General features: G+C 59.3%; 12 protein-coding genes and 2 pseudogenes. 13 read left to right on the top strand and 1 reads right to left on the bottom strand.

Translation table 11 applies throughout. The features are described 5' to 3' along the window. Positions 1-55: 55 nt before the first annotated feature. The 5 genes and pseudogenes from HX803_RS32770 to HX803_RS15865 form a co-directional block, all read left to right on the top strand. A pseudogene (locus HX803_RS32770) lies at positions 56-193 on the top strand (hypothetical protein); the annotation flags it as partial. Next, positions 188-566: pseudogene (locus HX803_RS15880) on the top strand (carbohydrate ABC transporter permease); the annotation flags it as partial. The pseudogenes HX803_RS32770 and HX803_RS15880, both read left to right, overlap by 6 nt. Positions 567-714: 148 nt before the next feature. Next, positions 715-1,815, top strand: coding sequence for an ABC transporter ATP-binding protein (locus HX803_RS15875; protein WP_016978921.1), 1,101 nt, complete (start codon positions 715-717; stop codon positions 1,813-1,815). Positions 1,816-1,830: 15 nt separating this feature from the next. Beyond that, positions 1,831-3,333, top strand: coding sequence for a mannitol dehydrogenase family protein (locus tag HX803_RS15870; RefSeq protein ID WP_016968898.1), 1,503 nt, complete (start codon positions 1,831-1,833; stop codon positions 3,331-3,333). 44 nt (positions 3,334-3,377) lie between these two features. After that, a complete protein-coding gene (locus tag HX803_RS15865) occupies positions 3,378-4,286 on the top strand; it encodes a carbohydrate kinase (RefSeq protein WP_016978920.1) in 909 nt (302 codons plus the stop codon). 276 nt (positions 4,287-4,562) lie between these two features. Here the strand turns inward: HX803_RS15865 and HX803_RS15860 are convergent, their stop codons facing one another. Further along, entirely contained in the window at positions 4,563-4,724 is a 162-nt protein-coding gene (locus HX803_RS15860; protein WP_231124392.1) for a hypothetical protein, read from the bottom strand. 274 nt (positions 4,725-4,998) lie between these two features. Between HX803_RS15860 and HX803_RS15855 the strand changes: the two genes are divergently transcribed. The 8 genes from HX803_RS15855 (at position 4,999) to HX803_RS15820 (ending at position 18,582) form a co-directional block, all read left to right on the top strand. Beyond that, the gene (locus HX803_RS15855; protein ID WP_025999948.1) at positions 4,999-6,483 is read left to right on the top strand and encodes a sigma-54-dependent Fis family transcriptional regulator; all 1,485 of its coding nucleotides are present in this window, start codon (positions 4,999-5,001) and stop codon (positions 6,481-6,483) included. A 165-nt stretch (positions 6,484-6,648) separates the two neighbouring features. Next, entirely contained in the window at positions 6,649-7,320 is a 672-nt protein-coding gene (locus tag HX803_RS15850; protein WP_016978918.1) for a VWA domain-containing protein, read from the top strand. After that, entirely contained in the window at positions 7,320-8,021 is a 702-nt protein-coding gene (locus HX803_RS15845) for a PP2C family serine/threonine-protein phosphatase (protein ID WP_016978917.1), read from the top strand. Before HX803_RS15850 ends, HX803_RS15845 begins: the two co-directional genes overlap by 1 nt. Then, positions 8,018-9,412 carry a protein kinase gene (locus HX803_RS15840; RefSeq protein ID WP_038848920.1) on the top strand — a complete coding sequence of 465 codons (1,395 nt, stop codon included), beginning with the start codon at positions 8,018-8,020 and terminating at the stop codon, positions 9,410-9,412. The genes HX803_RS15845 and HX803_RS15840 overlap by 4 nt, the downstream gene beginning before the upstream one ends. A 6-nt stretch (positions 9,413-9,418) precedes the next feature. After that, entirely contained in the window at positions 9,419-12,826 is a 3,408-nt protein-coding gene (locus tag HX803_RS15835) for a DEAD/DEAH box helicase (RefSeq protein WP_016978915.1), read from the top strand. Next, positions 12,810-14,303 (top strand): hypothetical protein, encoded by a 1,494-nt coding sequence (locus HX803_RS15830; RefSeq protein WP_016978914.1) that lies wholly within the window; start codon positions 12,810-12,812, stop codon positions 14,301-14,303. Before HX803_RS15835 ends, HX803_RS15830 begins: the two co-directional genes overlap by 17 nt. Then, positions 14,303-16,759 carry an AAA family ATPase gene (locus tag HX803_RS15825; protein WP_235165486.1) on the top strand — a complete coding sequence of 819 codons (2,457 nt, stop codon included), beginning with the start codon at positions 14,303-14,305 and terminating at the stop codon, positions 16,757-16,759. Before HX803_RS15830 ends, HX803_RS15825 begins: the two co-directional genes overlap by 1 nt. Next, a complete protein-coding gene (locus tag HX803_RS15820) occupies positions 16,756-18,582 on the top strand; it encodes a hypothetical protein (RefSeq protein ID WP_016978912.1) in 1,827 nt (608 codons plus the stop codon). Before HX803_RS15825 ends, HX803_RS15820 begins: the two co-directional genes overlap by 4 nt. Positions 18,583-18,585: the final 3 nt, after the last annotated feature.

Below are 18,585 nucleotides of genomic sequence, written 5' to 3'. Positions count from 1 at the left end.
ACATTGGAACTTCACTGGTCTACACGACTCGGTTCTTACGCCATGAATATTTCAAATGCCAAAGCTCACCCGGATATTAAGTCGCGTGGCCAAACTTGGCCGGTTTCTGGTCAGTCCCTCGGTGGCCTTGTTGCTGTTGTGGATGATCGTGCCGCTGGGCATGACCCTGTACTTTTCGCTGACCCCCTACGACCCGATCAACCTGCCGATTGTGGTGTGGATGGTTTACACCTACTTCAAGGACATCCTCGAAGCTGCCCCCTGGATTGCGCACACTCTGGCAGGAGATGGTCCGCGTTCTGCTGCCGATTGCCAAGGGCGGCCTGGCCTCCACCGTGTTGCTGTCGCTGATCCTGTGCTGGAACGAGGCATTTTAGTCGCTGAGCCTGACTTCGTTGGCCGTTGCGCCGTTAACTGCGCTGATCGCCTCCAACTCCAGCCCCGAAGACTTGTTCTGGGCCAAGTTGTCCGCCGTGTCGTCCCTGGCTTGCGCGCCGATCCTGAATTTTGGCTGGATCAGCCAGAAACAGCTGGTGCGCGGTTTGTCCTTCGGCGCAGTGAAATAAGCCCGCTGTTCATAAATCCCCTTGTGGGAATGGGCTTGCTCGCAATAGATGTCAATGATAACCCGTTGTCTGAAGGATAGTCGCGAGCAGGCTCGCCCCCACAAAAATCCTGCACGGCGCACCAAATAAGTTCAAATGGAGGCCCACCATGGCCAAACTGAAAATCAAGAATCTGCAAAAACGTTTCGAAGGCTTTTCTATCATCAAGGGCATCGGCCTGGAAGTGACCGACAAGGAGTTTGTGGTCTTCGTCGCCCCCGCGGGCTGCGGCAAGCCCACCCTGTTGCGGCTGATTGCCGGCCTTGAGGAAGTCTGCGGCGGCACCATCGCGCTTGGCCGCGACATCACCGAAGTCAGCCCGGCCAAGCGCGACCTAGCGATGGTGTTCCAGGCCTACGGCCTGTATCCGCACATGAGCGTGCGCAAGAACATGTCCTTTGCCCTCGACCTAGCCGGGGTGCCAAAAGCCGAAGTGTTAAAAAAAGTCAGTGAAGCGGCACGTATTCTCGAACTCGGGCCGATGCTTGAGCTTAAGCCGAAGCAACTGTCCGGTGGCGAGCGGCAACGCGTTGCGATTGGCCGGGCCATCGTGCGCAACCCGAAAATTTTCCTGTTCGATGAACCACTGTCCAGTCTTGACGCCACGCTGCGGGTGCAGATGCACCTTGAACTGCTACGCCTGCACAAGGATTTGCAAGCGACCATGATCTACGTGACCCACGATCAGGTCGAAGCGATGACCATGGCCGATAAGGTAGTGGTGTTCAATGGTGGCAGGATCGAGCAGGTCAGCTTGCGTCTGGATCGTTACCATCAGCCGGCCAACCTGGTCGTCGCCGGTTTTCTCGGCACGCCGAAAAAGGGATTTCTCAAGAGCAGCGTCAGCCTTGTCGAGCGCCAGGGCTGTGAAGTTTTGCTGGATGCCGGCACCCGCATCACATTGCGAGTGAGCTGCGCCAGCCTGAGCGTCAGTGGCGCGGTGACTCAAGGTATTCGCCCGGAGCATTTAGAACTGGCCATGCCTGGTGACTGCACCTTGCAGGTCACTGCCGACGTCGGTGAACATCTGGGCAGCGACACGTTCTGCCACATGCGCACGGCGTCCGGCGAGGCCTTGACCATGCGCGTGCTTGGCGACCTAGCCAGCCGCTACGGCGAAACATTGAGCCTGCATTTGAATGCCGACCACTGCCATTTGTTCGATGGCAACGGCGTGGCTGTTACCCGACCACTGCGCGCTGCCGCCTGATTTCAGGGATCCTGTATGAAACTCACTAAAAAAAACCTCAACCGTTTCGCCCCAGAGGTGATTCTGCCCGCCTACAACCTGAGCGACACCCGTCAGGGCATCGCCCATATCGGCGTCGGCGGCTTCCATCGCGCCCACCAGGCGTATTATACCGATGCGCTGATGAACCTGGGCGAAGGCCTCGAATGGGCAATCTGCGGCGTCGGCCTGCGCGGCGAAGACCGTCGTGCCCACGACCACCTGCACGGCCAGGACTGTCTGTTCACCCTGTTCGAACTGGGAGACAACGACGCCACCGAAGTGCGGGTAATCGGCTCGATTCGCGACATGCTGTTGGCTGAGGACAATGCCCAGGCACTGATCGAAAAACTCGCCGACCCGCAAATCCGCATCGTGTCGCTGACCATTACCGAAGGCGGTTATTGCATCGACGACAGCAACGGCGAATTCATGGCCGATCTGCCGCAGATTCAGCACGACCTGAGCAGCCCGGCGGCCCCGAAAACGGTGTTCGGCTTTCTCTGCGCCGCTCTGGCCAAACGCCGTGCCGCCGGCACGCCAGCCTTCACCTTGATGTCCTGCGATAACCTGCCGCACAACGGCGCCGTGACCCGCAAGGCTTTGCTGGCCTTTGCCGCTTTGCTCGATGCCGATCTAACGGGCTGGATCGCGGCTAACGTCAGCTTCCCCAACGCCATGGTCGACCGCATCACGCCGATGACCAGCGTTGAACATCGCCTGCAACTGGCCGACCAGCACGGTGTTGACGACACCTGGCCGGTGGTTTGTGAACCCTTTGCGCAATGGGTGCTGGAAGACAAGTTCGTCAACGGGCGCCCGGCCTGGGAAAAGGTCGGTGTGCAATTTACCGACGATGTCACGCCTTACGAAGAGATGAAGATCAAGCTGCTCAACGGCAGCCATCTGGCCCTGACGTATCTGGGGTTCCTGAAGGGTTACCGGTTCGTCCATGAGACCATGAATGACTCGCTATTCGTACGCTACATACGCGCTTACATGGAGCTGGATGTGACCCCGCAGTTGGCGCCGGTGCCGGGAATCGACCTGACCGAATACCAGAACACCCTGGTCTCACGCTTCTCCAATCGGGCGATTGCCGATCAGCTGGAGCGGGTGTGTTCGGATGGCTCGTCGAAGCTTCCAAAGTTCACCGTGCCGACCATCAACCGCTTGATTGCCGAGGGCCGGGATACCCGGCGCGCGGCGCTGGTGGTGGCGGCCTGGGCTATGTATTTGAAAGGGGTGGAGGAGAATGGCAATATCTACTTGATTGCGGATCCGCGGGCGGCGTTTTGTCAGGTATTGGTGGCCGATGATGCATTAATCACTCAGCGATTGCTGACAGTTGAGGAGATTTTTGGTGTGCAGATTCCTAACTCTCCCGAGTTCGTGGCGGCGTTTGAATGGTGCTACAACAGCTTGCGGGATGTGGGAGTGACACAGACGTTGGAAAAAGTTCTCACCATTCCCTGCGGTTCTCCAGAACCCATTGTGTAAGGCCAGTCGGCCGAGAAATCTCTTTAATCAGAAAGGAAAGGACGATGGTATTGCCTCGGGCAATCGTATTTGGTGAAGCCCTGACTGACATTGTACAGGGCGTACCCGGACAGTGGCAGGGTTTTTCGGGCGGTGCGCCTTGGAACGTTGCACGAGCGCTCAGTCGCCTGAGTGTCAGCAGCTCCTTTGCAGGGGCCGTCAGTACGGACTCGTTGGGCGACGAGATAGCCCTACAGTCAGAGGTGGCAGGGCTAGATATGCGATTTATACAACGAGTGGACCGAGAGCCCTTGGTCGCCATCGTTCCGTCAAGCCGCCCGCCTAGGTACTTTTTTGCCGGGGATGCCGATCTGTTTTTCGATACGGGCCTGCTGCCGCAAGGTTGGCTTGACCATACCGAAGTTTGTCATTTTGGCTGCATCAGTCTGGCTCGACAGCCATTGGGAGATCGTTTGGTCAGCCTCGCCGAACAGGTGAAACGCGCTGGCAAACGAATTAGCTTTGATCCGAACTGGCGCAATTTGATGGACAGATATTACCGGGAGAGCACTTTCCCAACGATGACCGCCCTGGCTGACATGATCAAGCTGTCCGATGAAGACCTTCGTCACCTCTATCCCGGATTGACCGAACATCAGGCCATGGATGAGTTACGTGCGCTCAACTTTAGGGCGCAGATCCTGTTCACCCGAGGTGCAGACGGAATGATTCTTCATACGTCGGACCGTCAATACGAACAGCCCGCGATTCTTGGGGACGTTGCCGATACTGTGGGGGCGGGCGATGCGAGCATGGCGGGTTGGTTGGCTGCAGATTTGCTGGGAATCACCGATCTGAAGGAGCGTCTGCGTTTTTCAACTGCTTGCGCCTCCCTATCGTGTCGACATACCGGAGCCTATGCACCAACGTTGGCAGAAGTTAAAAATCTACTTACCTCGCTACCCAGTGGCTGAAGAAATGGAAAAGAGGCTGACGTATCGATGCGTATTTCAGCATTACACTAATGTCGAGCAAGCATGTTTCCGTTAGGACGCGTGAAAGAAAATAGTTACAGAGATGCCTATTTCTTGATTCAGTGCTTGCTCTTCAGTTTAATGATCTGTTGGCGCCTACGCCGAATTTCCCCAGTTGCTGAGATTTCACTGACCCAGTCTGACTCCTCGCGAATCCTTGTCTGTGCTGGACTTTTGAAGGTTTGGAGGTGGGGCAGTCTTGTCTCGGCACGTAGGTCAATTCATCGTCGGCGTGAACAGCCCAGCCCGAAGAAGTAAAAGCCTTGCCACCTTGGTGGCGAATTGCAGCTTGTAAATTTCCAGAGCGTCATACCTGTGATAGCCGAGTTTCGCATCTCGAACGAGAAGATTGATCATTTCGTTAATCGACTCTTGCACGTACCTCTGCTTCCAAGGCATTCAAGATTCAAAATCTGGCTGATTGCATAAGCACTGATTGGAGCCGCCTCCATCGTGGTGGAGAGTGCGTGTAGCCTGCCGCATCAGCCTGATGCTAAATCGAAGTAAATAGGATCATGTGGGTGCCTACTAACGGATAGATGTTAAATGGCCACTTTTTAAGTATAAAGGCATTTGATTTGATATCTGGTAGCGATAGTCCTTGATCGTGATGAGGGCCTTCGTTAGCAAAAGGATTTGTTGGAGCTCAGGGATGGTTGCGGTAAAGCATAAGGTTTTGGTCAGTTGGATCGGCGCTAACGATTTGAAAGCGGTGATCGGCGAGGGGGCGGGGCCTGTCTGTTCGGCCCTCGCTGCTGTCGATTTCGATGTCGTCGAACTCTTGTGTGCGTACCCTGCGGAGCAGGTTGAGCGTTATCTTCGCTGGCTCCGCGAGCAAGTCGATATTCCCGTCACGGCCTATGTCGAGCCGTTATCCTCCCCTGTGCATTTCGGCGAGATTTATCACGCGGCCAATCGGCATCTGCAGCGGTTGGTGGGAGAAGGGGCACATCTTTCCATCTTGCTGAGCCCCGGAACACCTGCGATGCAGGCGGTGTGGATCCTGTTGGGCAAGACCCGTTACCCCGCAGTCTTCTATCAATCTTCGTTGGAACAAGGTGTCCAGCAGGTTGATATCCCCTTCGAAATCGCTGCCGAGTATGTTCCAGCGGCCAGCGCAATCAGCGGCAACCAGTTGGCCAAACTGGCTGAGCAGCAAGTGCCGGTGGATGCCGCGTTTGACAGCATTGTCGCGGAAAGTGGTCGCATGCTGGCCATCAAGGCACAGGCCCACGTTCTTGCTGAGAAAGGCGTGCCGGTCCTTATCTATGGAGAGACGGGTACCGGCAAAGAGTTGTTTGCCCGAGCCATCCACAACGCAGGAACGCGCGCTAGCCAGCCGTTCGTAACTGTCAACTGCGGTGCTATTCCCTCTGAACTGGTTGATTCCGTGCTCTTCGGCCACAAAAAAGGTGCGTTTACCGGCGCGATTGCAGATCGGCTTGGGGTGTTCGAACAGGCTCATGGCGGGACGCTATTTCTTGATGAGTTCGGTGAACTGACCTTGGCCGTGCAGGTGCGGCTATTGCGTGTACTGCAAGAGGGCACATTCACGCCGGTCGGTGCCAGTCGTGAAGTGCAGGTGAATGTGCGCCTGATCACCGCCACTCACCGCAATCTGATGGCAGACGTCGCACATGGCAGTTTCCGTGAGGACCTGTTTTATCGCATCGCTGTAGGTGTCCTGCATCTGCCGGCGCTGCGCGAGCGCGAGGGTGACCTGCGGCTCTTGACCGATGCGCTGCTGGCCGGTATCGGCAGCCAAGATCCCAGCCTGAAGGAAAAAAAGGTTTCGCTGGAGGCCAGGGAACTCATCCAACGGCACCCGTGGCGCGGCAACGTTAGGGAGTTACACGCCACCTTGCTGCGCGCTGCGCTCTGGTGCCAGGACTCGCTGATTACCCGGGGCGATATTGACCAGGCGTTGTTCAAACTGCCGGCGCAGGACAACGACCTGATGACGATGGATGTGTCCCAAGGGGTGGACATCAACCACATCATTTCCAAAGTCGTGAGCCACTACGTGCGTGGCGCATTGGCCTCAACGGGCCAGAACAAAACCCGAGCCGCCTTGCTCCTGGGGCTCAAGAGCCAGCAGACCCTGAGCAAGTGGATCGAAAAGCACTGTGTCGAATAACAAGCGAGGGTAAGAAAAATTACTTTGAAGTAATGAATATTATTTTTTTCGGGCGTTATTGATCCTTGCATTTCGTAACTTATTGTTTTTAAAGAAATAAATTATTCTGGCACGAAGCTCGCTATAACCAGGACGTCACTTACTGATTACCAAGGAACCGTTGAAATGTCAGAGCTCAAGAAATTCCAGATCCAAGCTGCCCGTCCTTTGCCTGTGATTGTGCTGGCGGACACCAGTGGCAGCATGTCGGAGGGCGGCAAGATCGAGGCGTTGAACAGCGCGCTCCAGGACATGATCGCCACCTTTGCCCATGAAAGCCGCCTGCGCGCTGAAATCCAGGTGAGCGTGATCACCTTTGGCGGCAGCAGCGCAGAGTTGAACCTGCCCTTGACCCCGGCCCATCAAATCCAAAGTTTCAGCCAGCTCACGGCGGATGGCGCCACGCCCTTGGGCGGCGCATTGCGCCTGGCCAGCCAACTGATCGAAGACAAAGACATCGTGCCGTCCCGCGCCTACAAACCGGTGATTGTGTTGGTCTCCGATGGTTACCCCAATGACGAGTGGGAGACGCCTTTTGCGCAATTGCAAAATGGTGAGCGCTCCTCCAAGGCCACGCGCTTCGCCATGGGCATCGGTGCCGATGCAGATGTGAGCATGCTGGCCGACTTCGCCAATGATCAGGAAGCGCCGCTGTTTCAAGCCTCTGAGGCACGGGATATTCATCGCTTCTTCCGTGCCGTGACCATGAGCGTCAGCGCCCTTAGCCAGTCGTCGACCCCCAATCAAACGCTCCCGTTGGAGCTGCCGTCTGCCGATGATCAAGACTGGGAATTCTGATGCGCCTGGCAGCGTCTGGTGCCAAGGTCATCGGGCCGGGGCACCTGCAGGACGGCGTGGTCAACCAGGATGCCATGGGGGTCTATGGCGTGCGTCAGGGGTGGTGCATCGCGGTCTGTGACGGCCTGGGCAGCCGGCGCCTGAGCCACATCGGCTCCAGCAAGGCGGTACGCCTGGTCAAGCAACATACCAGGCAGGCCTTCGCCGTTTCTGCACAAAAACTGGGCCAGGCCATTCGCTTGTCCTGGCTTGAGCATTTCGGCACCCGCTATCGCGATTACGAAACCACCTGCCTGTGGGCTCGGGTCGATGCCCGCGGCCGTGGGCAGGCCGGGCAGATAGGGGATGGGCTGCTGCTGCTCAAGAGCCGAGGTGCCTTCCGGGTGATCAGCGCGGCGCGCCAGGGGTTCGGCAACCAGACCGACACCCTGGCCCAGGCAGGCGAGGGGCTGTGGCAGACTTGCGAGTTCGAATTGGTACTGCCCGGCGATGGCGTGCTGCTGATGACGGACGGCATCAGTGACGATCTGATCCCCGAGCAGTTGGAACCCTTTTTCGATGTGATTTACCGCCGCCTTGCGCGCAGCAACAGACGCCGCATGCGCACCTGGCTGGAGCGAGAAATGCACGCCTGGTCCACGCCACTTCACGGTGATGACAAGAGCATCGCCGGTATCTTTCGAACGGATCACAAACAATGACCGCTACCCAGCGCAGTACCAAGCATGTCCTGGATGAAAAGGGCACTCGCTACGACTTGTTGAGCGAGATGAGCCGTGGCGGGCAAGGTGTGGTGTATCGCACACAATTGCCCACTGTCCTGGTCAAGGGCTTTATCCATACTGACCTCGATGCCAAGCAACGCTGGCATCGTCATATGGCATGGTTGATCCGCCAGGACCTCAGCGACCTGAAACTGGCGCGACCGCTGGCACTGCTCAAGCCGCCGCGCTTTGGCTATGTCATGGAGCTGATGGACGGGCTGGTTCCATTGCAAAGCCTGTTGGACAGTTTTGTCGCCGCCGAGGACGATGCCGCCAGTGATTACCTGGCCCAGGGCGGCCTGCGTCGGCGGGTGCGTATTCTGTGCCAGTTGGCCAGGACCTTGAACCAGCTGCATGGGCGCGGCATGCTCTACGGCGACCTGTCCCCGGCCAATATTTTTGTGTCGGATGATCCCGGGTTTGCCGAAACCTGGCTGATCGACTGCGACAACATCAGCCTGCAGGCCCACAGCGGCCTGACCCTTCACACCCCCGACTATGGCGCGCCGGAAGTGGTGCGCGGCGAGGCCATGCTGTCGAGCCTGACGGACTGCTGGAGCTTTGCCGTCATCGCCTATCGCGTGTTGACCCACAACCATCCCTTTAAGGGCGAACTGGTCGAACTGGGTGAGCCGGAGGAAGAGGACGCGGCACTGCGAGGGGAGCATCCATGGATCAATGATTCGGATGACCCCGACAATGCCTGCTTTGCCAACCTGCCGTTGCAATTGGCCGAACACAGCCGCTTGCCCGCGCTGTTCAGTCGCTGCTTCGAGCAGGGCAAGCAAGATGCAATCGCCCGCCCGGGTATCGCCGAATGGTTGGAAGCCCTGGTGGAGATCGACGAACGCATGGTTGAGTGCGCCGAATGCACCTCCACCTCGTTGATGCCGGGCACTGGCGTTGACCCTGCGCACATGGCCTGCTTTTTTTGCGATGCACCGGTCGACGCCAACCTGGTGGTGTTCGAGGAGTTCATCTGCCTGGCGCCGGAAGAAAGGGACGCCGAACTGCCTGACCACCGCATCGCCACCGGTCGCCGTGTGTACCTGCAACCGGGGGCAAACCAAGAGCTCAAGCGGTTGTTACCCTCGTTCAGTTATGACCGTTGGCCCACCGACCATGTACGCCTCGAATACACCGGCAAGGGCCTGGGGATCCACCAGTTGCCAGACGGCGAGCTGTACCTGCAAGGCGAGGGCGATCCCAAGCAACTCGGGGAATTCCAGGGGCTCAAGGCGGCACGTCGTGGCCAGTATGACCAGCCGTACCAGTTGCATATCGGCCCTCCCGGGGAAACCCATGTCGTCTGGCAATTCCGGTGGTGATGAACGATGAACCTTCAAGAATTCCCATTGTTTTGCGCGGATGTGTTGAGCCTCTCGACGACTGAGGAAACCCAGTCCTTGCGCGTGAACGAAGCGATCACCGTTCAGCGCTACCAGGATGATTGGCTGGTGGTGCAGGGCGACGAACGTATCGTGGTGACCTGCAATCCGTCGCAAAGCACCCTGTTCGGCCCTTTGGCGTCACGGGACCAGGTGCGCTGGATGCTGGCAGCGTGCAAAAAAAACCGATTGCAGGTGCAGTACTGCGCACCTGCCGATGTATCGGCCATGAACCTAGAGTTCAGGGTCGACGGGCTGATTGCCGACAGCCTGTATACCCATCAGGAAATCGGCCAGAACGATGTCGAACAGGCCTGCCAGTGGATGCAGGAGCAGTTTGTGGTCAAAGGTGCGCTCGAAGGTGATTGGCTGGCCCTTTCGCGCTTCAACAACACCGCAGCCAAGGGCAGCTTCCAGGTGTTGGGCATGGGGTGGCGCGCCGATATCGAGCGCACCGCCGACGGTGCGCTGCTGGTAAAACGCGTGGCTCGCCATGTGCGGCGCAGCGATTCGTTTTCGTTACTGGTGGGTGACTTTGCCTTTCGGGACGCGTCGGTCGCGGCGCAGCTCAATAGCCCTGCCCAGCAAGTGTTGCTCAACGCTATGCTGCGCGACAATGCGGGCTACCTGGAATTGTGGAACCTGTACAACGACAAGGAGTGGCAACGCGCGCTGCAACAGGCCCAGACCCTCAAGGCGTTGCGGTTTGTGCGCTATGAAAGTTTTCAGAACGGGCGAGAAAACGCCTGGCGCTTGTGGCCCAAGTCCCCAGAGGCTTACCAACTATTCTGCGAGCGTCACAAGGGCCTGGACTTGTCCCGCGATACCCAGTTCGACCTGGGGGACGCGCCGCCGGACTGGTCGGAAGAATTGAGCAATGAAGCGCCGTCCGCCTCGTTTGCCCCGACACCCCGTGGGCGGATCCGCTTTGAAGCACAGTGTCTGGTGTTCACGCCGGTGTCGACCCATAACGACGTTAAACCCAAGAGCCCCGAGGGCTGGCTGTACCTGTCCGTTGCCGGTAACCGCACCGTTGGCAAGCGACGCCTTATCGCCAAGCAGTCCATTGATTCCGGCAGGCGCTTGCCGTCACTCAGGTGGTTGCTCGAAGGTTTGGCCATACCGGCGGAGCGGCGCCGCACGCTCAAGGGCCTGACAGCCTACGCCAACGAGTCGTTTAAAGGTGGCCAACCCACAGACAAACAGATCGATGCGTTGGACAAGGCACTCAATACGCCGGAACTGGCGATCATCATCGGCCCTCCCGGTACCGGCAAGACCCAGGTGATCGCAGCCTTGCAGCGCAGGCTGGCGGAAGAAACGCGCGAGCAGAACATTGCCGGGCAGGTTCTGATCAGCAGCTTTCAGCATGATGCCGTGGATAACGCCCTGGAGCGCAGCGACGTGTTCAAGTTGCCGGCCACACGCATCGGCGGCAAGCGTCGAGATGTTGAAGAAGACAATCGCATCGATCCCTGGCTTGAACGCCAAGTCGAGCATGTCCAGGGCAAAATTGCCCAGGAGTACGAACGCTATCCGGAATTGGAGCCCGTCAGCCGCCTGTCACAGGCCTTGTTGATGACCCGTGTCTCAAACCTTTCACCAGCAGAACGGGCCGATGCATTCAAGGACATGTTGGCGACGGCCCGTTCACTGGTGCAACACGGCCTGCTCCTGCCGGCGCGCTTGGAACAGGCGTTGCAGGACTATATCGATCAGATCAACCCTCTGCCTCGCGGACGCGGCGCCGACGCAGTCGACAGCGCAACCCTGCGCCGCATTCGCGCCCTGCGGGTTAAGCCTGGCGCCTTCAGTGATGACGGTGCCGACCGTGCGTGGGACTTGCTCAGTTGGTTGAAGCGCCACGATGTAGCGCTCGGTGAGGGAATGCGCGAGCTGCTGGAGCAAGCCGCCGATTGCCGGCAGGCCTCGCAGGATTTATTGCAGCGCCTGGCCGAGGGCAAGAACCGCTTGTTGGATCGCTTCCTGCCGGATTACCGACCTGCGCAACTCAAGCACCAACTCGATGCCCTGGGCGTCAGCTTGATCGACCAATTGGAACAGCATCTGCAAGACAAGATTTCCCAGCGCAAGCTGGGGGTGGCCTGGGTACTGGAGCAACTGGCTGGCAGTTTGGAAATGGACCGTGCCGCCGCCGTGGCGGCGGCCCAGGAATACTCCATGGTGGTGGGCGCCACCTGCCAGCAGGCGGCCGGACGCCAGATGGCCAGCCTCAAGGCCGTGTCAGACCTGGACAGCATGGACATCGAGTTCGACACCGTCATCGTTGATGAGGCCGCGCGTGCCAACCCGCTGGACCTGTTCGTGCCCATGGCCATGGCCAAGCGGCGCATCGTGCTGGTCGGCGATGACCGCCAGTTGCCGCACATGCTGGAGCCAGAAGTCGAGAGCCAGTTGCAGGAGGAGCATGCACTCACAGCGTTGCAGCTGGAGGCCTTGCGCTCGAGTCTTTTCCAGAGGATGCGCCTGATGTTGCAGGACCTGGAGAAAAAAGACGGCATTCGCCGCGTGGTGATGCTCGACACACAGTTTCGCATGCACCGCGTGCTGGGGGATTTTGTCAGTGCACAGTTTTATGAAAAAGTCGGGTTAGAGGCGGTCAAGACCACGCGCAAGGATGATGATTTTGCGTTTGCGCCGGACTTTATCCGGGCCTTGGGCAACGACGGTGGGCATTACGAAAACAAGGTCTGCCAGTGGATCGATGTGCCGGCCAGCGCGGGCCTTGCGCAACGTCTGGGAGGGACTAGCCCCATGCGCGAGACCGAAGCCGAGCGGGTCGTGGAAGAGGTTAAGCGTTTGATGATCGCGGGCGGTGAAGCCCTCTCCGTGGGGGTGATCACGTTTTATGCCGCACAGCGTGACCTGATCATGGAAAAACTGACCCAGGTGCAGATCGATGGTGTGCCCTTGATGGAACGCAAGAGCACCGGCATCGAGCCCCATGAGCAATTCAAGTGGGCGAAAAAAGTCCGCAGTGATGGGTCTGAGTACTCAGAAGAGCGGCTGCGGGTTGGTTCGGTGGATGCCTTCCAGGGCAAGGAGTTTGATGTGGTGCTGTTGTCCTGTGTACGCACCGGCCCGCAAGGTCGGCGCGGGCCGGCCGGGCGTGCCGAAGATAGCCCGGAGAAGTCCCGGGAGACCCTGCTCAATGAGCAATACGGCTTCCTGCGGTTACCCAACCGGATGAACGTGGCCATGAGTCGCCAGCGCCAGATGCTGATCTGCGTCGGTGATGCGGCACTGGCGACCCATGTCGATGCAGAGGAAGCCGTGCCTGCCCTGGTGGCGCTGCACCAACTCTGTGGAGGTGCGCATGGCAGCCTTCGGTGAATCCGGAACCTACCTCAAGTTCGGCGAAAGGCCCCACGGCAGCGCTCGTGCCGTGTTGTGGCCGGTATGGGTGCATCGGGTGCTGTACCCCGAAGTCACGCGTGCACGGTTGAACCTGTTCCAACGTGCCGTATTGGGCCTGATCAGGGCCCAAGTGGTGCGGGCAGAGGCGATTGCCGAGCTGACCAACCTGCATGAAGACCTGGTCAAGCTGATCCTCGCCCAAGCCGTCAGCAATGGCTGGCTGGTGACCCGTGCGGATGCCGTTACCCCTAAGGGCTTGCGCATGCTGCTGGACGAGGAGGAGGCCAGTGCCAATCTCAAATCCGGGTACCTCTTCCAGGACGCGCTCGGCGGTGAACTGTGGCCGCGCTTCGAGGCACAGCTCAAGGACATCGTCCCGACCGAAACACGTGGACAGTTCCCGGTCTTTGCCCTGAACAGGAAAACCGGTCAAACGACTGCACCTTTTCTGCTTCTGCCCAACCAGCGTGTGCAGCCGGCCTGCAGCACGCCAGCGTTGATGAAAGCCTATCGGGATTATCGCGAGGACTACCGGGCAACGCTGCAGCTGTATGGCAAGGCCGACCTGCCCGAGCAGATAAAGCTGCAAGGGGTGGAGCGCCAGGACGCCCAGGCCCGACTCGCTCATGTACTGGTGTGGATTACGCCAGACCCGGATGGTGGGCAGTTGTGGGCAATCAGGGACCCGTTCGACCTGCGTGACCAGGCCTGGTGGATGGACAGCCGCTTGTTACCGTTGGTGAAGGCAAACCAGGGGCTGCTCAAGTACCTGTCCAGCCTGGTGGAGGCACCTCGCGGCGACGAGCAGAGCGTCGAACAGTGGCTGGCCGATCTGCAAAAGCAGGCGGATCTTCGGGTGTTAACCGAGTTTCCCTGGGTCGAGCGCCAGACGGATATCAAGCGTTACCTGGCAGCGCTGCTGTCCCGCCAGGAAAAACTGGCCCAGGGCGATACCGCCGAGAATGAGCTTGAAGCGGCCATGACCGAGTGCCAGAAGCTGTTGGAGGTGGTGATGCAATGGCTGATCGGCACGTTCCCGGTCGATCCTGCCCTGATGCCCAGGGGAGAGCAGCGTGCTGACTATCGCGTCACTCGCCAAATCCTGACGTCGTTTCGGTTGCCCGCGTTCAACGCCGAGGTCGTTGGGCAATTGGCCCGGCAAAAATTGGATCAGGTCATCTCGGCGTGCTCCAGCCCCAGCAGCTCCCTAAAGGCACTGCTCTTTGCCGCCGGTTGGGGCGCCAGCAGCCATGCCGGGCATCCCTTCAAGACGCTGACCGAAGAGCAGCTGCAACTCGAACAGCTCCTGGCGCTGGCCACCCTGCGTAACCAGGGCAGCCACGCCCACAGCAAATTTACCGGCAAGAAAGTCACCCCCGTGACCGTGCCGATGGCGCAACAACATATTCAATACGCCCTGGGCTTTACCGAACGTTTCAAGGAATGGATGTAATGGCCAAAAATAATCGTAACGCCCCTTACAGCGCCCCGATAGGCGGCGCATCCGCACCAGCCAAGACTGCCAATCGCGTGCAATTGGAGAAGCAGGTGCCAATGTGGAGCGCCTCCTTCGGGAATGCCTCCAAGCTGTATTCCGGTGTGTCCCTGGCCCCTGATTTTTCGGTGGATGAAGCCTTCTTGAGCAAGCTGGTCGCCCACATCAGCGATGACGACAGCAAGGCGTTTTCGACCTGGATCGAGCGCTTCGCCCAGTTCTGTAAGGACCTGGGCAAGCGCGCAGATACACTGCTCGAAGAGTATGAGGAGCGCTGGGAACTGACCAACCAGGCCGGCCGGGAATGTGATGCGCGGATGCAACAGCTGGATGAACGTCAGGCCGTCCTTGAGGTACAGCATGAGGCCCAGGCTCTTCGCCAGGCCGAGTTTGAACGCGTGCGGCAGCGACAGGCGCAAGCCGATGGCGAATTGGCGCAGCGCGAGCGTGAGGTCAAGCTGCGTGAGGTCAACGCCGAGGCCGGGTTTGCCGAGCAGAACCGCCTGGCGCTGGTGGTCCTCGAAGAGCGCCAGCGCATGTTGGGCGAACAGCATGACAGCGAAATTGGGCTGCTTCAGGAAGAAAAACAGGCCCTGAACCAGGAATTGCGCCAGCTCGCCAGGCAGCTCGCCGATGTGAAATTCCGTTGCACTGAAGCCGAGGCTGCCCGTGCCGATGTGTTGGATACCCGTGAAGATGCGCTTGCACAACGCGAGCAGCAGGTGGAGGACCGCACGCGCCGCCTGGACCGGGAGTGGGCCGCCGTCAAGGAGGCCAAGGCGACCCAGCAGGATCAGGTTGCGCGCGAGATGGAGCAGGAGCGCAACGGCTTCGCACGCGAGGTGGAACGCGTGGAAACGCGCGAGCGCAAGGCCTGGGCAATGGTGGATAAGAGTGCAAACGAGCTGTCCGAGTTGCAGTTGTTGAAAGCTCAGTTGGGGGATCAGTCGGCGACGGTCCTGCTTGACGAACTGAGTGCACTGCGTGAAGACAACAGGGCGCTGCTTACCCGGCTGGAACAATCCGATGCCGCAGAGCTGCAGGGCGAAAACGATAAACTTCGCCAGCATGTGGCGGACCTGGGCATGCAGATTGCCGACATCATGCCCAAATACGAGAAGGCCAATCGCGAAGTTGGCATGACGCGTGTCGCGGCCACTGACCTTGAATGGAGCGAGCGAAAAAGACGCGTGCTGGAGACTCATGCAACCGTCCTGGACGCCAGGATAAATGACCTGGCCACCACCGTTGAGCAACTGACCAACGCACAGAAAACCCAGACGCCATTCCCTGCCATGTCCTTGATGGACACCCACAAGGACTACCGTGCTGGCGCTGAGTTGGAGGAGGTGCAGGACCTCGGGCCGTTCGCGGTTGAATTGCAGCACCGCATCGCCACTGCAGAAGCCTCGGTCAAACTGTTCTATCCCATTGAAGACATCCGGGTGTTGTTGGGCGGCTTGGCCATGAGCCAGCTTCATGTGTTCCAGGGCATTAGCGGCACAGGCAAAACTAGCTTGGCCAAGGCGTTCGCCAAGGCCATGGGCGGCTTCTGCACGGATATCGCCGTACAAGCGGGTTGGCGTGACCGGGATGACCTGCTGGGCCATTACAACGCCTTTGAGCGGCGTTTCTATGAGAAGGATTGTCTGCAAGCCTTGTACAAGGCGCAGACCCCTCGCTGGGACGACGCCTGCAACGTGGTGCTGTTGGACGAGATGAACCTGTCCAGGCCCGAGCAGTATTTCTCCGAGTTCCTTTCGGCGCTGGAGAAGAATGATCCAAGGGAGCGCCTGATCAGTCTGTCGGAAGTCGCGCTGTCGGGTGCGCCGCTCAACCTCAAGAACGGCCGGAAAATACTGGTGCCGAATAACGTCTGGTTTATCGGTACCGCCAACCATGATGAATCCACCAGCGAGTTGGCCGACAAGACCTACGACCGTGCCCACGTGATGACCCTGCCCAAGCAGGATGCGGGGTTTGTCATCCAGCCTTACGAGAAGAAGCGGTACTCATTCTTTTCGTTGCAAAAAGCCTTCAATCGGGCGTGCTTGCTCCATGAGATGCCTGTAAAGGACCTGCTCGGTAGGCTGACCCGCGATGAATTTACCCAGCAACTGGCCAGCCATTTTGACCTAGGTTGGGGCAACCGCTTTGAGAAACAGGCACTGCGGTTTATTCCGGTCATGCTGGAGACCGGAGCGAGTGAGGGGCAGGCCCTCGACCATCTGCTGTCCACCCGTGTGATGCGCAAGGGCAAGGTGACTGGGCGCTATGACGTTGGCACCACAGATGTAACGGAGTTGATGAGCGCGCTTGAAAGCTTCTGGATCAAGGCGAACCTCAAGGGCGACCCGGTCAAATCCCTGGACCTGCTGACGGCGGACATCAAACGCCGGGAAGGGCATCGTTGAACTGGTTTGACCGACTGCTGGGCGAGCCCGTGGCCACGCTGCCCGGTCTGGTCGAGCCCGGGCGCTTCTGCTGGGCCGGCAAATCCGGCGTGACGATCAACGGCCACACCCTACTGCGGCAAGACATCCTGGTGCCCGATGGCAGCGACCGCTGCCTGCTGGACGAAGCGCTGCATGGGTTCGTGCCGTCGAACGCCCTGCTGTCTCCTCAGGCCGAGCTGTTTGCCAGTGCGCTTGAGTCCCTAGATCCAGAGTTTTCGCGGCAGGCAACCTTGAGGTCGCCGTTGATGCCGGCCGAGGTGATCAATGAGCAAAGCCATCTGTTGCCGTTCGAGGTGTCGCTGCTGGACGTGATCAGCAAGGGCCACTTGCACCAGGTATCACTGCGCCCGCGCCTGGATCTTCACTACGAAAATGAGGTCACGGATGTAGCCCGAGCCAAGCGCATGGCCAAAGGCGCGCTGGTGCACCTGGCGTCTCACTCGGAGTGCTGGCAGCGGCAAACCTTGAGCGGTGTCATCCCAAGGAAAGTGTTGGCGCGTTTCAGCGAGGACGACTACAACACTTACGAAAACCGTGTGTATGCGCGCCTGCTGGACCGTATCGAGCGGCATCTGTGGCGACGCATCGCGACCTTGGAGCAGATCCAGGGCACCCTGAGCAAGGCGCTGGAATTCTATGGGGCCGATGGCCTTGATCATCGCCTGGCCATTGCCATTTGCGCACTCTGGGGGCAAACCTTCAGTAACCAGGAAATGACCAGCGAAGCTTCACATTTACTGGGTGAAACCCTGCGGCAATTGAAGGCGGCCTCCAAGGCGATAGCCGGATTGAAACAGACTGGGTTGTATCCGCTGGTGCCTCGGTCGGCGCAAGCCAGCGGTGGCCTGCACTTGACCAATATCCTCAGTCACGACGCGCACTATCGTCATGTGGCGGTCTTGTGGGAGGAACTACGCAAGGTACAGGGGCGTGCAGGCAAGCCCCCCCAGGAGCGCCTTCAGCAAAATCGCCAGTTGGCGAGTGCTTACTCACGCTATGCGGGGCTAATGTTGCGCCACGCCCTGGCCCCTTACCTGGATGGCAAGGATGAGGCGCAATGGGCGGGACGAACCCTGAGCCTTCGCAGTTCAGGCCTGGAGTGGGAACTGGTGAGTTCCATCCTGGGTACGGACGCCAAGGTGTTGCTGACGGTGGTGCCCTGGTTCAGCTTTACCGACCGCCCGGACCATACTCCTGGCCTGCCCCAGAGGGTCATTGCCTGGCCCGCATTGGGGCAGGTGAACAACGAGGCGGCGCTGGAGGCGGGTTGGATAGCGCTTTCGCCCTTTGATCTCTACGGCGTGGAGCGCTTTGGCCATCTGGTTGATGCGATTCTCTGGCAGCCGCTGCTGCAGGCCTATGGCACGCCGATTACCAAGGTGCCGGGCACCGTGATGCGCGGGGCGGGGGGAGCGATGAGCGCCATCAGCCTGGAGATGGGATCGGCCCAGATGGTGCTTCGCGAGGTCTTGTCGGAAAAACACCTGGCCCAGTTGCAACAGGCACTGACCGCTGCGAACGCCGGTCAGCAGGCCGAGGCCCTGGGGCTGCGTCAGCAGGAACTCGTGGCGCTGCAGGCCTGCCCGGTCTGCGGGTCGTCCGTGCGGCTGGTATTCCAGCAGCCGGCCGGCTTCAAGGCCAACTGTGGCGACTGTGCAACCGAGCGCTACCTGCGCCACCAGGCAAGCCAGTGGGTGTATGAGCAGAAACTCAACGCAGAGATAGATTTCCGCAAGGTCGGGCGCCGGGCGACACACATCCAGGGGCCACGGCGCCCTTGACTT

The organism is Pseudomonas sp. P7548 (genome assembly GCF_013386585.1).
Classification (GTDB): Bacteria; Pseudomonadota; Gammaproteobacteria; order Pseudomonadales; family Pseudomonadaceae; genus Aquipseudomonas.
Note: the sequence above shows the minus strand (reverse complement) of the source record. Positions and strands in the feature narration are given on the sequence as shown.

Coding starts and splice junctions, on each gene's coding strand:
- HX803_RS15875 (WP_016978921.1), top strand. CDS start 715: ATGGCCAAACTGAAAATCAAGAATCTGCAAAAACGTTTCGAAGGCTTT.
- HX803_RS15870 (WP_016968898.1), top strand. CDS start 1,831: ATGAAACTCACTAAAAAAAACCTCAACCGTTTCGCCCCAGAGGTGATT.
- HX803_RS15865 (WP_016978920.1), top strand. CDS start 3,378: ATGGTATTGCCTCGGGCAATCGTATTTGGTGAAGCCCTGACTGACATT.
- HX803_RS15855 (WP_025999948.1), top strand. CDS start 4,999: ATGGTTGCGGTAAAGCATAAGGTTTTGGTCAGTTGGATCGGCGCTAAC.
- HX803_RS15850 (WP_016978918.1), top strand. CDS start 6,649: ATGTCAGAGCTCAAGAAATTCCAGATCCAAGCTGCCCGTCCTTTGCCT.
- HX803_RS15845 (WP_016978917.1), top strand. CDS start 7,320: ATGCGCCTGGCAGCGTCTGGTGCCAAGGTCATCGGGCCGGGGCACCTG.
- HX803_RS15840 (WP_038848920.1), top strand. CDS start 8,018: ATGACCGCTACCCAGCGCAGTACCAAGCATGTCCTGGATGAAAAGGGC.
- HX803_RS15835 (WP_016978915.1), top strand. CDS start 9,419: ATGAACCTTCAAGAATTCCCATTGTTTTGCGCGGATGTGTTGAGCCTC.
- HX803_RS15830 (WP_016978914.1), top strand. CDS start 12,810: ATGGCAGCCTTCGGTGAATCCGGAACCTACCTCAAGTTCGGCGAAAGG.
- HX803_RS15825 (WP_235165486.1), top strand. CDS start 14,303: ATGGCCAAAAATAATCGTAACGCCCCTTACAGCGCCCCGATAGGCGGC.